Origin of the sequence: Pseudomonas extremorientalis (assembly GCF_001870465.1) — a bacterium.
GTDB classification, from domain to species: Bacteria; Pseudomonadota; Gammaproteobacteria; order Pseudomonadales; family Pseudomonadaceae; genus Aquipseudomonas; species Aquipseudomonas extremorientalis.
This window is the reverse complement of sequence record NZ_MDGK01000031.1, coordinates 148,757-162,704: the sequence shown is the minus strand read 5'-3', so window position 1 is coordinate 162,704 and position 13,948 is coordinate 148,757. Positions and strand designations below refer to the sequence as shown.

Below are 13,948 nucleotides of genomic sequence, written 5' to 3'. Positions count from 1 at the left end.
CGTCTCAGCTACCGGCGCCGCTGCTGCCAGGCAGCGGCCAGCCCGCTCATGCAGATCACCCCGATACCGACCACCGTGGTCAGGTCCGGGGTGTGGTTGAACACCAGCCAGCCCAACAACCCCGCAAACACGATCTGGCAATAGCCAAACGGCGCCAGCAAGGCCGGTGCCGCGAAGCGGAACGCCTGGGTCAGCATCAAGTGCGCGGTCATCCCGCAGGTGCCCAGGGCCAGCATCAACACGCCGTGCCACAGCGTCGGCACTTGCCAGAAGAACGGCACCATCGCACTCATCACCAAGGTATTGCACAGGCCGGCGAAGAAGTTGCTGGTGGTGGGCGTGTCGTATTGGCTGAGAATGCGCGTGAGCAGTTGATAGAAGCAGAAGAACAGCGCCGAACACAGGGGCAACAAGACCGCCGGGGTGAACAGTTCGCCGCCCGGGTGGATGATGACCAGCACCCCGACAAACCCGCAGATCACCGCCAGCCACTGGCCACGTGTCACATGTTCGCCGAGCAGCGGCACCGAGAGCGCCGTTACCAGGATCGGTGCAAGGAAGTTCACCGCCGTGGCTTCCGCCAGGGGGATGAAGTGCAGCGCCGAGGTGAAAAACAGGCTGGTGCCCAACAGGCACAGCGCCCGCACCACCTGCATACCCGGCCGTTTGCTGCGCAGCACGCGCAAGCCCGATTGCGGCAGGAAGATGCCGGCCATCAACAGGGTGTGCACCAGGTAACGCGCCCACACCACCATCACGATCGGGTAGAACCCGGCCAGGTATTTGGACAAGGCGTCATGGCTGGAGAACAGGAACGTCGCCAGTACAATCAGCAAAATGCCTTTGAAGGGGTGGTTGACGCCGGAAAGGGGGGTGCTGACAGTCATGGAATTCTCTTGCGTGGCGAGCTGAACGCGTGGCACTCAACCCGGTAATCTAGCAGCCGGGCCTGCGTCTGCCCCTAGAGCATAACCAAACACCGTGCGAACAGCGCACTAAATCACGGGATTCGAGTCCAACGCTGCACGTTGACCGCCGTGTTGCACACTTTTTAATCAAGGCCTTGCTGCTATGAAAAAAATCCTCTTTGTCCTGTCTGCCCTTGCCCTGCTCACCGCGTGCAACCAGCAAGAGCAGCCAGCCCCCAAGCCGGCACCGGCGTCCGTGCAGGCCACCCTGGTGCCGGCAACGCCGCCCACCGACAAATGGCTCGGCAAGTGGATCGGCGTAGAAGGCCTCTACCTCACCATCGCCAAGGACGACAGTATTGGCCGTGGTCACTACATTCTGACCATGAAATATGGCCTTGATGACGACGACTCCGGCACCTTCAAAGGTGAAGCCAACGAAGACGGCATCGCCTTTACCCGCCCGGACGGCCCCCAGCAATTGAGCGCCGGCGACGGCGAAGCCACCGGTTTGAAATGGTTGGCGGATAAAAAGGATTGCCTGATTGTCGATACCGGCGAAGGCTATTGCCGCGATTAACGGCCATACTCTTCCCCAATTAATGTAGGACCGTTCACCGAGAGGATTGCCCCATGCTATGGAAAAAAGGCCGACGCAGCGACAACGTGGTCGACGCCCGCGATGACAGCGGCGGTGGTGGGGGCGGTATGCGCTTTGGGGGCGGCAAGGGCCTGAGCCTCACGGCCATCGTGCTGATTGTCGGCATCGGCTGGTTGACCGGCCAGGACCCGTTGCAGATCCTCGGCCAACTGACCGGCCAGATGGAACAGGCACCCTCGGTGAGTACGCAGACACGTCAGGCGCCGCCGGCCAACGACGAGCAAGCGGACTTTGTCCGCGCCGTGCTGGGCGATACCGAAGACACCTGGGGCCAGGTGTTCCAGGAAAACGGCCTGGCCTACAAGAATCCGAAACTGATTCTGTTCCGTGGCCGGGTCAATTCCGCCTGCGGGGGAGCCACCTCGGCCAGCGGCCCGTTCTATTGCCCGGCTGACCAGCAGGTGTACCTGGACCTGGATTTCTTCCGGGAAATGTCGCAGCGCTTCCAGGCCGCCGGTGATTTCGCCCAGGCCTACGTGATCGCCCACGAAGTCGGGCACCACGTGCAGACCTTGCTGGGCATCTCGTCGAAAATCCAGGCCGCACGCCAGCAGGGTCGACAGATGCAAGGTGATGGCGGCCTGCTGGTGCGCCAGGAACTGCAGGCCGACTGCTTCGCCGGGGTGTGGGCCAACCGTGCGCAAAAGCGCCTCAACTGGCTGGAACCCGGCGATATCGAAGAAGCACTGAACGCGGCCAACGCCATTGGCGATGACCGCTTGCAGCAACAGGGTCAGGGGCGTGTTGTGCCGGACTCGTTTACCCACGGCACCTCGGCACAGCGGGTTCGCTGGTTCAAGACCGGCTTCGCCCAGGGCCAGATCACTCAATGCGACACGTTTACCGCCAAGAGTCTTTGAATGAATAAACGCTTGGGATTGCTGCTGGGCTTGTTAGTCACGTGTTCAACCTGGGCCGCCGAACACGGCGTCAAGGACGTCAGCCCCCATCGTTTCCACCTGGAGGCCGGCGATCTCAGCCTCGGTTTGAGCCAGGATTGGCGCCAGCCACTGCCCCAGGTCACCCGCGCATTGATCATCGTGCACGGCCGCCTGCGCAATGCGCAGACCTACCTGCAAAGCGCTGAAGACGCCGCCGAGCACGCAGGCCAGAGCGCCAACACACTGGTGATTGCGCCGCAGTTTCTGAATACGTCCGACGTCAAGCGCAACCACCTGGACAATCAGGTACTGCGCTGGAACGGCAATGACTGGATGGCCGGCGAGCCCTCCACCGGTCCGGGACACATCAGCTCCTACGGCGCCCTCGACCAGATCATCAAGCACCTGGGCAACCGCACGCTGTTCCCGGCGCTGAAGGAAATCGTCGTGGCCGGCCACTCCGGTGGCGGCCAGGTGGTGCAGCGCTTCGCCCTCACCGGGCACGACCATCCGCTGCTGCAAACCGAAGGCATCAGCCTGCGTTACGTGGTGGCCAACCCTTCGTCCTACGCCTACTTCACCCCCCAACGCCCGGTGAAGTTCGATACCGCCCGTTGCCCAGGCTTCAACGACTGGAAGTACGGCCTGCAAGACCTGCCCGACTACGCCAAGGGCCAGAGCGCCCAACAGCTCGAGCAGGCTTACGTGTCACGCAATATCACCTACCTGCTGGGCCAGCAGGACACCGACCCGAACCACCCCGCGCTGGACAAAAGCTGCGCCGCCGAGACCCAGGGCGCGTACCGCCTGATTCGTGGGCACAACTACTTTGACTACCTCAAGCAGCGGCATCCGCAGCTGAGTCATAAGTTGGTGGAAGTGCCGGGGGTGGGGCATGACGGAGACGGGATGTTTACGTCGCCGGAAGGCCAGAAAGTGCTGTTCACGCAATAAGATGTGGGAGGGGGATTGCCCCCTCCCCACAGTGGGTCTTTATTGTCTGGGCTGGAGCATTTGGCGCAGCGCTGCACAATCCTCAGCATGCCAATCCGCCAACTCCGGCCACGGGTTCTCCGGCAGATTCACCAACACCGTTCGCGTCCCCGCCGCCCGGCCGCAGTCCAGGTCAAAGCGGTAATCACCGACCATCACCATCTCGCTTGGCGACACATCCCACGCCGCCGCGAGTTTCAGCAGGCCGTCCGGATCCGGCTTCGGTTGCGCATCGTCACGCCCCAGCACGTCCTCCATGGCAAAACAGTCCGCCAGGCCAATCGCGTCCAGGGTGATATGCGCCAGCTCCCGCGCATTGCGCGTCAGGATGCCCAGGCGATAGCCACGCCCGGCCAGTTCGCGCACCAGTTCTACCGCGCCTTCGGCGGCCACCGACTCCAACGCCAGCTCACGCTCGTGCTCCAGCAACCAGGCATGCTTGGCCGCCGCAACCTCCTTCGGCAACGCCGCCAGGTGCGTGAGGATGTCGTCTTCGGGTGGAATCTCCAGGGCCACGCGAATGGCCGCGAAATCATGCACGGCCACCGTCAGGGTGCCGTCCATGTCGAACACCCAATGTTTAACCTCTGTCAGGCTCATGCCCAATCCTTGCGATGGCGAATCAGGCCTTCCTGGGTGACCGAGGCCACCAGTTGCCCGGCGCGGTTGTACACGCTGCCTCGGGAGAACCCCCGGGAATTGCCGGCCCACGGGCTGTCCATGGCGTAGAGCAACCAGTCATCGGCACGCAGGTCGGCGTGGAACCACAGCGCGTGATCGAGGCTGGCGACCTGCATGTCTTTCTGCCACACGGTCTTGCCGTGGGGCAGCAGCGAAGTGGTCAGCAGGCCGAAGTCCGAGGCGTAGGCCAGCAGGTATTTGTGCAGCGCCGGTGCATCGGCCAGGGCGCCGTCGGCGCGGAACCACACGTACTTGACCGGGTCGGACGGTTGCGGGTTGAACGGGTCTTTCTCGGTGACCGGGCGCACTTCGATCGGCTTGGGGCACAGCAGCTTGTCGCGCATGTGCTCGGGAATCAGGTGCGCGCGTTGCTGGGTCAGTTCCAGCTCCGACGGCAGGTTTTCCGGGCCGACCACCACGGGCATGGTGGTCTGGTGATCGAAGCCTTGTTCGTCGTACTGGAACGAGGTGGTGCAGGTGAAGATCGGGTGGCCCTTCTGGATCGCCGTCACCCGGCGCGTGCTGAAACTGCCGCCGTCGCGCACGCGGTCCACCGAGTACACCACCGGCAACTTCGCGTCGCCAGGGCGCAGGAAATAACCGTGCAGGGAATGCACGTGCCGCGCTTCTTCTACGGTCTGGCTGGCCGCCGACAGCGACTGGCCGAGCACCTGGCCGCCGAACAGTTGGCGAAAACCCAGGTCCTGGCTGCGGCCGCGAAAGAGGTTTTCCTCGATCGGCTCCAGGGTCAGCAGGTCCACCAGATCTTCCAATACTTGGCTCATAGAGCAACTCCTAAAATCTATCGGGCATTCCGGGCTGCCTATCCGTGCAGCGTGTCCAACCATTGGGCGCGGGTGATGCGGTACAAAACATGATGGCGCAGCGGGTCATCGGCTGCGACCTTGGGGTGTTCAAAATCTGCCTGGGGATCGTAATGCATACCGATGGCCTGCATGACTTTTTGTGATGGCAGATTGGATTCGGTGGTGAAGGCGACAATCTCGTCCAGGTTCAGACGATCAAAACCACAGCGCAATGCGGTCCAGGCGGCCTCGCTGGCATAGCCCAGGCCCCAGTGTTCGCGAGCCAGGCGCCAGCCGATTTCCACCGCCGGGGTAAAGTCGGCATCGAAGCTGACATTCAGCAACCCGGTGAGACCGATGAATTCCCCTGTGTCCTTGCGTTGCAACGCCCACAGGCCAAAGCCGTATTCGGCGAAGTGGCCGCGAATCCGGCCGATCAACGCGGCGCTTTCCAGGTGGCTCAGTGTGGCCGGGAAATAACGCATCACCTGCGGGTCGGCGCACATGCGCGCAAAGTCCGGCAGGTCGCTGTCGCGCCATTGACGCAACAAAAGGCGTGCGCTTTCCAATTCGAGTATCGGCTCCATGGGTCCCCTCCCTTGCCATGTGCGTGAGTGTACAACGCGGGTAAGATGCCTCGCAGGTTCCCGTCAGAAAATCCCATGCCTCTGCCATTGATCTACCACGATGACTACAGCCCCGAGTTCCCGGCGGACCACCGGTTCCCCATGGACAAGTTCCGCCTGCTGCGCGACCACCTGGTGTCCACCGGACTGACCGAGGACAGCCAACTGCTGCGCCCGCAGCTGTGCCCGCCAGAGATTCTGGCCCTGGCCCATGACGCTGGGTATATCGAACGCTACATGGGCGGCGAGTTGTCCCGCGAGGACCAACGTCGCCTCGGCCTGCCCTGGAACGAAGCCCTGGCCCGGCGCACCGTGCGCGCGGTCGGTGGCTCCATCCTGGCAGCGGAGCAAGCATTGGAACACGGCCTGGCCTGCCACCTGGCCGGCGGCACCCACCACGCGCACTACGATTACCCGGCGGGCTTCTGCATCTTCAATGACCTGGCGGTGATCAGCCATTACCTGCTGGCCAGCGGCCGGGTCAACCGCGTGCTGATCTTCGATTGCGACGTGCACCAGGGCGATGGCACGGCACGCATCCTCCACGACACGCCGGACGCCATCACCGTATCGCTGCACTGCGAAAAGAACTTCCCCGCGCGCAAGGCCCAGAGCGACTGGGACATCCCTCTGCCGATGGGCATGGGCGACGCCGATTACCTCAAGGTGGTGGACGACGCGCTCAACTACCTGCTGCCGCTCTACCAGCCGGACCTGGTGCTGTACGACGCCGGCGTCGATGTGCACAAGGACGACGCCCTCGGTTACCTCAAGCTGACAGACCAAGGCGTCGCCGCCCGCGACGAAAGCGTGATGCGCCATTGCCTGGGCCGCGACATCCCGGTGATGGGCGTGATCGGCGGCGGCTACAGCAAGGACCGCCCGGCCCTGGCCCGCCGCCACGGCATTCTGCACCACAGTGCGCAACGGGTATGGACGTCATCAGGTTGTCACTGAACTGTGGGCGTTACCCACAATGCCTGTGGAACCACCTGTGGATAACTTGAGTGTAAGCGTGTGAGAGCTACTAATCATAAGGCCTGTAGGAAGCTGTACGTTTTTTGATCAGGCGTTTTCACTCTCGTCGGGTAGAATGCTCGGCTAATTTATGCGAGCGCAGCCCATGCCCGATACCCCTCCCCCACACGTCATCATCATCGGCGGCGGCCCTGCCGGATTGACGGCCGCCGAAGTCCTGAGCCAGGCAGGCGTACGGGTGGACCTATACGACGGCATGCCGTCCGTGGGGCGCAAGTTCCTGCTGGCCGGCGTGGGCGGCATGAACATCACCCACTCCGAGGCGTACCCGGCGTTTCTGTCGCGCTATGCCGAACGTGCGCCGCACATGGCGCCACTGCTGCGTAGTTTTGGGGCCGAGGCGTTGTGCGAGTGGATTCATGGCTTGGGGATCGAGACCTTTGTCGGCAGCTCGGGCAGAGTGTTTCCTACAGATATGAAAGCCGCCCCGCTGCTGCGCGCCTGGCTCAAGCGTCTGCGCGACCAGGGCGTGGTTATCCACACCCGGCATCGTTGGGTAGGCTGGAATGCCGAGGGCGACTTACTTATCCACAGCCCCGAAGGCGAAAAAACGGTCCGCAGCGATGCCGTGCTGCTGGCGCTGGGCGGCGGCAGTTGGTCACGGTTGGGATCTGACGGCGCCTGGCTCAGGTTGCTGGAGGACAAAGGCGTGCCTTACGCCCCGCTGCAACCGAGCAACTGCGGTTTCGAGGTGTCGGCCTGGAGCGAATTGATGGTCAGCAAATTCGCTGGCGCGCCGTTGAAAAACGTCGCCATCGGGCTGGGGGACGACAAGCCTCGGCTGGGCGAATGCGTGATCACCGCTACCGGCATCGAAGGCAGCTTGATCTACGCGCTGTCAGCGCCGATTCGCGAAGCGATCAACCGCGACGGTGCGGCCACCGTGCATATCGACCTGTTGCCGAGCAAGCCGCTGGACAAGGTCCTGGCTGCCCTGGCCAAGCCGCGTGGTTCGCGCTCGATGAGCAAACACCTGCACAGTCAGTTGGGGTTGGAGGGGGTCAAAGCGGCACTGCTGCGCGAGTTGGCGCCGGCTGAGCACTTCAACGATCCGGCGAAGTTGGCGGTGGCGATCAAGGCGCTGCCATTGACGCTGGTGAAGACACGGCCGATGGATGAGGCCATCAGCACCGCAGGCGGCGTGCCATTTGAGGCGCTGGATGAGCGCTTGATGCTCAAGCAGTTGCCGGGAGTGTTTTGTGCGGGGGAAATGCTGGATTGGGAGGCGCCGACCGGGGGGTATTTGCTGACGGGGTGTTTTGCCAGCGGCCGGGCGGCTGGGCGGGGGATGTTGGAGTGGCTCAATCGCTGAGATTGCGGTGAATTCAAAGCCGCCATCGGGGGCAAGCCCCCTCCCACACTTTGATTTGTGAATACAGTCAAATGTGGGAGGGGGCTTGCCCCCGATGAGGCCATCAGCCGCGCTGAAGAACTTACTTCTTCTTGCGTGGCCCGGTATTAAAAACGGGCACCTTGCGCACCGGCTTGATCGAAGGCTCCGCTGGCGTCACTTCACCGCTGTCCACCCACTTGCCCAGGTTGCGCTTACCGCCACCACCGGACGTTTTAGGCTTCTTCGGTTTCTTCGGCTTCTTCACCACCTGCCCGCTGGCGTCGGTGTCCGGCACGCGGTGCTCCGGTTCGAAGTCCGGCTCCATCTTGCGGGTCAGGGTCTGACGCGTGAGCATCTCGATGGCCGACAGCATGTTCACTTCATCGGCACACACCAGGGAAATCGCCTCACCGGTATTGCCCGCACGCCCGGTACGGCCGATTCGGTGGATGTAGTCTTCAGCCACGATCGGCAAGTCGAAGTTGACCACCAGCGGCAAGTCTTCGATGTCCAGGCCACGGGCAGCCACATCAGTGGCTACCAGGATCTGCACTTCACTGGATTTGAAACGGTCCAGCGCACGTTGGCGGGTCGCTTGAGGCTTGTCGCCATGGATGCCGTCGGCATTGATGCCCAGGCCCTGCAACTTATCCACCAGCGCATCCACGCCGTTACGGGTCTTGGCGAACACCAGCACCTGCTTCCAGCGGCCTTTGCGCATCAGGTGCACAAACAGCTCCGGCTTGCGCTTCTTGTCCACCGGCACGATCCACTGCTTCACGGTGTTGGCAGCAACGTTGCGCGGGCTGACTTCGATGCTCAGCGGGTCGTTGAGCATCTGCCCGGCCAGCAGGCGGATGTCATCGGAGAAGGTCGCGGAGAACAGCAGGGTCTGGCGCTTTTTCGGCAGCATGCGGTAGATGTTCGCCAGCTCTTCCGAGAAGCCCAGGTCGAGCATGCGGTCGGCTTCGTCGAGCACCAGGGTTTGCAGTTGGTTGAGCTTCAGCGCGTTCTGGCGGAACAGGTCGATCAGGCGACCGGGCGTGGCGACCAGAATGTCGACGCCCTTGCGCAGCTTCATCATCTGCGGGTTGATGCTCACGCCGCCGTACACCGCGTAGGTGGTGAGTGGCAGGTGTTGGGCGTACTCGGCGACGCTGGCGTGCACCTGCTCGGCCAGCTCGCGGGTCGGGCACAGGATCAGCGCACGCGCCGAGTTGGCGGCGACTTTCGGCCCTTCCATCGTCAACAGTTGCAGGAGCGGCAGGGCGAAACCGGCGGTCTTGCCGGTACCGGTCTGGGCCGCGGCCATCAGGTCGCGACCGGCCAGCACTGCCGGAATGGCTTGCGCCTGCACCGGCGTCGGGGTCTGGTAGCCAAGCGTCTCAAGGGCGCGCAGCAAGGGTTCGATCAGGCCAAGGGTGGCGAAAGTCATGTGTTTACCGTAGGAAAAATTCAGCGCAAGGTCGCAATGCGCCGCAGTTTACCTTATTTCCGGCTTGGGCTTGCGCCACTGGGGCAGGCTGATCAGCAGGACGGCGCTAATGATCACCAGCATGGCCAGGGCTTCTTCCAGGCCGATGGTCTCGCCCACGAACACAATCCCCAGCAATACCGCCACCGCCGGGTTGACGTAGGCATAGCTGGTCGCCGCCGCCGGGCGTACGTGCTTGAGCAGGTACATGTAGGCATTGAAGGCGATGATCGAGCCGAATACCGTCAGATAGGCCAGGGCCAGCCAGCCTTCCAGCGGCGGCGGGGCCTGCAGGCGTTCACCGGATAGCGCGCTGACGAACAACAGCGCCACACCGGCGACCAGCATCTCCGCAGCACTGGCCATCGCGCCCTGGGGCAACGGCAATTGCCGGCTCCACACCGAACCAAACGCCCAGGAAGCCGCCGCCACCAACAGCAACACAGCACCCATCGGGCTCGACTGCAACGTGCTGCCCATATTGAGCATGGCGATGCCGATGATCCCCAGAATCACCCCCGCCCACTCCAAGCGAGTGTTGCGCGCGCCCCAGAAATACCCACACAGCAAGGTGAACAACGGCACCGTCGCCACGGCCAGCGCCGCCACGCCGGACGACACCCCCATGTGTTCCGCCACGCTGACACCGCCGTTGCCCACGGTGAGCAGCAAAAGACCAATCATCCCGGCTGCTTTCCACTGCGGCCACGTCGGCGCCGGCACCCCACGCCAGCGCAGGAAGCCATACATCAACGCCCCCGCCGTGCAGAACCGAATCCCCGCCAGCAACAACGGCGGCCAGTACTCAACGCCGATGCGGATCACCAGGTAGGTGGAACCCCAAATCACATACAGCGCAAAAAAGGCAGCGATCAACGGTAAGGGAAAGCGACGTGGGCCAGGCATTGGGCAGCTCTAAGGCAGAGAGAAGAGAGGCTTATTCTAAAAAGGCAGGTCGTTAAACATAAGTTACAAAACCTGTTTAAAACGCCGTTACACTTTTCAAAGCATGGTTGTGAAGGCTATAAACCGTGCTTTCGAAAGTCACGCGTAACCGGAGCCTTATCATGGACAAATACGACCGCATGCTCCTCAGCGCCCTGCTCGAAGACGGCCGTGCGTCCTACGCGCAACTGGCCCGCACGGTAAACCTCTCCGCCCCTGCCGTGGCCGAGCGCGTGGCCAAATTGGAGGCCAGCGGGGTGATCACCGGGTATCAGGCCAAGGTGGATTTATCCAAGGTGGGGTTGCCGATCCAGTGCGTGATTGAACTGCGGTTGACCAATCATGGCAGTCAGAAGGTGTACGACGCGCTGGCGGAAATTCCCGAGCTGACAGAATGCCATCGGGTGACCGGCGACCCGTGCGTGATCATGCAGGCGGCGGTGGGGTCGATGCCGGAGTTGGAGAGCTTGATCAACCGCGTGGCGAAGTTCGGGTTCAGCAAGACCTCGATTATTTTGTCGAGTGCGATAGAGCGGCGGGTGCCGTTGGGGCAGTTGGAGGGCAATGGGAAAAATGGTGGCTGAACCGCCGCCATCGCAGGCAAGCCAGCTCCCACAGTTGAAATGCATTCCAACGGCGGGAGCTGGCTTGCCTGCGATGACGTCAGTTGCATCAAAGCAGACTTGAGCGCTCAACAATCAAATCGACAATCTGCTTGATCGTGGTGATGTGATCCCAATCTGCCTGAGTGGCTTGCAGATTGAATTGCCACTTGATCTGCATGACGAAGCAGGTCAGGTCGTCATCAATGATCTTGAAGTCGCGGATGAAATCCGTTTGTTCCGTCACCTGGCTTCGGTCGATGAAGCCAATGATGTCGACGAACAGTTGAATCACCTTTTCGCTGATCTCGGCCCTGGTCAGATTACCGCCCATTTCTTGCCTCATAGGCACACTTACCAATACTGATTAAATCAAAGACGGCCAGTCCCGCAGCAACGAAGGGAATACCTCGCCCGATAATGCCAAATACCCCGACTGTGCCAAACGTTGCCTTGGCCATCCTAGCCATTGTGGGCTGCCTGATTAGCGTGCGAGGGAAAAAGCGCATGCCAATGAGGCTAGCCAGGTTTGTCGTTTTGCTTGAACCCACGTGAACCCAAGTACCCACGGCTATTTTGCTGATTGGTATGCCTGCCGACGCGGTGACAAATGTTGCTGCCGTCAACCCATAGTGCTCCTGAGTGCATTTCCAGAGGTCCTCAGCCGTGGTGTTTGGACCCGTCGAATCGGCATGAATGGGTTTAAGCAGGTGATAACTGCCGCCGCTGCTAATTCCTGGGGAGTTCGGCAGTGCCATGACCGCAGGACAGCTTGTCATCGTGTTACCCAAATGAAACACCAGGCTAGAGGTTGAGCCTAGATCAATACGATTTAACCCGAGTTCGAGGTGACTTCTCATGATCGCTGTATGAAGATCGCTTTCCCGCATGCCTGTAATCCCGGTACGTAAATGGCAGGCGGGATGGCAGGTCGCAAAAAGAGGTGGTAGGCGGATGAAGCGGAAAAACAGAAGGGTCCTAGGCAGCGCTAGGATTCTGCCTACTGACCATTCAGAAACCCGCCTTCAAAAGCCAGGTTTTCAATGGCCAGCAAGACCCATCTCTTTCATTTGAAGGACGTTTCCGAGAGAATCCGACGGCCTTGTTTCCGTCGGATCAGGTAGCTAGTCTCGCTCAGTCATCGAATGTTCGGTGACCGGACGTGCAAGTCCGACGGCAAGCAGAATCCACAAATAAACCTACAGCTTAATGCCCAGCTTGATGCTTGGCGTTCGCCCGTTATGGCGGCTGTGCGTGGGAGACCTTCGGGTCTGCTGGGTTTAGCTCCTTGCCCCGGTCTTGCACACCTACGTACAGTTGCCACCCTCATTCGCGTGCAAGCGAAGGGTGTCGACTTCTTACCAGCAAGGAGTGTTCACCATGGTCAAAGTAATCCCCGACCCACCATGCTTCCTCAGCGAAGACGCCCTGCTCAACCGCCGCGCCATCGACTACTACCTCAAAGCGTCCGCCCCGGATGCGCCCACCTTCACCCCGAACGACAACCTGAGTTTCGAAGAGGCCCTGGCCCATGCGGCGGATTTGCTGCATTGCGCGGTGGAGACGGCGCACGCGTCGAGTGAAGCGATGAAGGCGCAACAGCGGGCCGTGATGCATTTAGTAGAGATGGCCAAGGGTGTAGTGGATCGGGCGTTGGCCTGTGTGCAGCCTCGCTAAACACCGCAGAACCCATGTGGGAGGGGGCTTGCCCCGATGGCAGTGTGTCAGCCAATACACCTGTAGCTGTCAGACCGCTATCGCGGGCAAGCCCCCTCCCACATGTTGAGTTTCACATTCAGAGCCCAGTGTTCTGGAGCGTGTGGCGAGGTCAGAACCCGCGATGCTTCTTCAAGTGCTCATTGATCTTCGCCGCCGGCACTTTCTGCAAGGTGCACAGCAGGTCGTGGGACAGTTCGCGCAGGCCGTGGGTACGGCGCAGCTCCTGAGCCAGGTGCGCCGTGAGGTTGGCCGCCATCTCCGCATCCGCCAGCGCCCGGTGAGCCTGGCCGGTGTGGGGCAGTTGAGCGAAGGCGTTCAACGTGCCGAGCTTATGGTTTGGCGCCGACGGCATCAGGCGTCGCGCCAATAACAGAGAACACGCAAACTTCTGCAAACGCGTGCGGCGGATCAAGCCCAATTCGTAATCCCAGAACTTCTGGTCGAACGCAGCGTTGTGCGCCATCAGCGGCATAGTCCCGACGAACTCATTGACCTCGTTCATCACCCGCTCCGCCGGCGGCGCGCTGCGCAGCATGGCGTTGCTGATGCCGGTGAGTTGTTCGATGAACGCCGGCACGTGCACGCCGGTTTTCATCAGGCTCTGGTAGCGGTCCACGATCTGGCCACGCTCAAGGATGACCACCGCGATTTCCGTGGCCCGGCAACGGCTGCTCGGGGTGATGCCGGTGGTTTCAAAGTCGATGACCGCTATACGTTCCAAACCTGTTCCAACTCCATCTGAAGATCTATTTAAGCAACAAAGCGCCTTCGATCGGCACGTAGCGGCTGGCGGCGCGTATCAATGAATTGGCCGTCAGCCCCGGTACGCCATAGGCCACGGCCTCGACGCCATGCTTGTGGATAACCCGGTCGAGCAGCATGTCGAAATCACCGTCGCCGGAGGCCAGCACAATTTCATCGACGTGGTCGGCGGCGTCCATGATGTCGAGGGTGATGCCCACGTCCCAGTCGCCCTTGGCCGAGCCGTCGCTGCGCTGGATGTAGGGCTTGAGTTTTACCGTGAAGCCCAGGTTGCGCAGGATCTGCTGGAATTGCTGCTGCTTGCTGTCGCCACGGTCGATGGCATAGGCGTACGCCTCGACGATCTGCCCGCGCGCGCTGATGTCAGCCCACAGCGCGGCGTAGTTGAAGTGGCAACCATAGGCCTGGCGGACGGTGTAGTAGAGGTTTTGCACATCGGCGAACACTGCAATTTTCTTCACCGCACTTCCTCATGACAGCCAGGCGCCAGGGCCCGGAAAGGGTGCAAGTATGCCAGCC

The 13,948-nt window shown here is 61.6% G+C and carries 17 protein-coding genes; 7 read left to right on the top strand and 10 right to left on the bottom strand.

Annotated elements, in window-relative coordinates:
* Nucleotides 1-8: 8 nt before the first annotated feature.
* A complete protein-coding gene (locus BFN10_RS12580) occupies nt 9-887 on the bottom strand; it encodes a DMT family transporter (protein ID WP_071489933.1) in 879 nt (292 codons plus the stop codon).
* A gap of 184 nt (nt 888-1,071) precedes the next feature.
* Here BFN10_RS12580 and BFN10_RS12575 point away from each other — a divergent pair, with 184 nt between their 5' ends.
* Genes BFN10_RS12575 through BFN10_RS12565 form a run of 3 tightly spaced genes read left to right on the top strand, consistent with a single transcriptional unit; the run spans nt 1,072 to nt 3,404 of the window.
* Nucleotides 1,072-1,488 carry a membrane lipoprotein lipid attachment site-containing protein gene (locus BFN10_RS12575; protein WP_071489932.1) on the top strand — a complete coding sequence of 139 codons (417 nt, stop codon included), beginning with the start codon at nt 1,072-1,074 and terminating at the stop codon, nt 1,486-1,488.
* Between the two features lie 53 nt (nt 1,489-1,541).
* Complete coding sequence (ypfJ, locus tag BFN10_RS12570; RefSeq protein WP_071489931.1) at nt 1,542-2,429, top strand: KPN_02809 family neutral zinc metallopeptidase; 888 nt, start codon at nt 1,542-1,544, stop codon at nt 2,427-2,429.
* The gene (locus BFN10_RS12565; RefSeq protein ID WP_071489930.1) at nt 2,430-3,404 is read left to right on the top strand and encodes a hypothetical protein; all 975 of its coding nucleotides are present in this window, start codon (nt 2,430-2,432) and stop codon (nt 3,402-3,404) included. It begins immediately after the preceding gene.
* Nucleotides 3,405-3,443: 39 nt separating this feature from the next.
* Here BFN10_RS12565 and BFN10_RS12560 read toward each other — a convergent pair whose 3' ends face one another.
* From BFN10_RS12560 to BFN10_RS12550, 3 genes are read right to left on the bottom strand one after another with little or no spacing between them, the layout of a single operon-like run.
* Complete coding sequence (locus tag BFN10_RS12560; protein WP_071489929.1) at nt 3,444-4,043, bottom strand: HAD family hydrolase; 600 nt, start codon at nt 4,041-4,043, stop codon at nt 3,444-3,446.
* Nucleotides 4,040-4,909, bottom strand: a complete 870-nt coding sequence (gene tesB, locus BFN10_RS12555; protein WP_025858197.1) for an acyl-CoA thioesterase II — start codon at nt 4,907-4,909, stop codon at nt 4,040-4,042. Before tesB ends, BFN10_RS12560 begins: the two co-directional genes overlap by 4 nt.
* A gap of 38 nt (nt 4,910-4,947) precedes the next feature.
* Nucleotides 4,948-5,517 carry a GNAT family N-acetyltransferase gene (locus BFN10_RS12550; protein WP_071489928.1) on the bottom strand — a complete coding sequence of 190 codons (570 nt, stop codon included), beginning with the start codon at nt 5,515-5,517 and terminating at the stop codon, nt 4,948-4,950.
* 75 nt (nt 5,518-5,592) lie between these two features.
* Here BFN10_RS12550 and BFN10_RS12545 point away from each other — a divergent pair, with 75 nt between their 5' ends.
* Both BFN10_RS12545 and BFN10_RS12540 read left to right on the top strand, forming a co-directional pair.
* Nucleotides 5,593-6,513, top strand: coding sequence for a histone deacetylase family protein (locus tag BFN10_RS12545; RefSeq protein ID WP_071489927.1), 921 nt, complete (start codon nt 5,593-5,595; stop codon nt 6,511-6,513).
* A 166-nt stretch (nt 6,514-6,679) separates the two neighbouring features.
* Nucleotides 6,680-7,906: a TIGR03862 family flavoprotein gene (locus tag BFN10_RS12540; RefSeq protein WP_071489926.1), complete on the top strand. Its 1,227-nt coding sequence runs from the start codon at nt 6,680-6,682 to the stop codon at nt 7,904-7,906.
* 121 nt (nt 7,907-8,027) lie between these two features.
* Here BFN10_RS12540 and rhlE1 read toward each other — a convergent pair whose 3' ends face one another.
* Together rhlE1 and yedA are read right to left on the bottom strand one after the other, a co-directional pair.
* Nucleotides 8,028-9,362, bottom strand: coding sequence for an RNA helicase RhlE1 (gene rhlE1, locus BFN10_RS12535; protein ID WP_071489925.1), 1,335 nt, complete (start codon nt 9,360-9,362; stop codon nt 8,028-8,030).
* A 48-nt stretch (nt 9,363-9,410) separates the two neighbouring features.
* A complete protein-coding gene (yedA, locus tag BFN10_RS12530) occupies nt 9,411-10,307 on the bottom strand; it encodes a drug/metabolite exporter YedA (RefSeq protein WP_071489924.1) in 897 nt (298 codons plus the stop codon).
* Between the two features lie 161 nt (nt 10,308-10,468).
* Here yedA and BFN10_RS12525 point away from each other — a divergent pair, with 161 nt between their 5' ends.
* On the top strand, nt 10,469-10,930 hold the full coding sequence (locus BFN10_RS12525; RefSeq protein WP_010174823.1) for an Lrp/AsnC family transcriptional regulator: 462 nt from the start codon (nt 10,469-10,471) through the stop codon (nt 10,928-10,930).
* Nucleotides 10,931-11,018: 88 nt separating this feature from the next.
* On the opposite strand, the gene BFN10_RS12520 is transcribed toward BFN10_RS12525, so the two are convergent.
* Nucleotides 11,019-11,282 carry an acyl carrier protein gene (locus tag BFN10_RS12520; RefSeq protein ID WP_071489923.1) on the bottom strand — a complete coding sequence of 88 codons (264 nt, stop codon included), beginning with the start codon at nt 11,280-11,282 and terminating at the stop codon, nt 11,019-11,021.
* Nucleotides 11,272-11,838: a hypothetical protein gene (locus BFN10_RS12515; protein WP_071489922.1), complete on the bottom strand. Its 567-nt coding sequence runs from the start codon at nt 11,836-11,838 to the stop codon at nt 11,272-11,274. The genes BFN10_RS12520 and BFN10_RS12515 overlap by 11 nt, the downstream gene beginning before the upstream one ends.
* Before the next feature lie 490 nt (nt 11,839-12,328).
* Between BFN10_RS12515 and BFN10_RS12510 the strand changes: the two genes are divergently transcribed.
* Nucleotides 12,329-12,625, top strand: coding sequence for a DUF6124 family protein (locus BFN10_RS12510; RefSeq protein WP_071489921.1), 297 nt, complete (start codon nt 12,329-12,331; stop codon nt 12,623-12,625).
* A 151-nt stretch (nt 12,626-12,776) separates the two neighbouring features.
* Here the strand turns inward: BFN10_RS12510 and BFN10_RS12505 are convergent, their stop codons facing one another.
* Nucleotides 12,777-13,388: a 3'-5' exonuclease gene (locus BFN10_RS12505; RefSeq protein WP_071489920.1), complete on the bottom strand. Its 612-nt coding sequence runs from the start codon at nt 13,386-13,388 to the stop codon at nt 12,777-12,779.
* 25 nt (nt 13,389-13,413) lie between these two features.
* The gene (locus BFN10_RS12500) at nt 13,414-13,890 is read right to left on the bottom strand and encodes a LabA-like NYN domain-containing protein (RefSeq protein ID WP_025858209.1); all 477 of its coding nucleotides are present in this window, start codon (nt 13,888-13,890) and stop codon (nt 13,414-13,416) included.
* Nucleotides 13,891-13,948 lie beyond the last annotated feature (58 nt).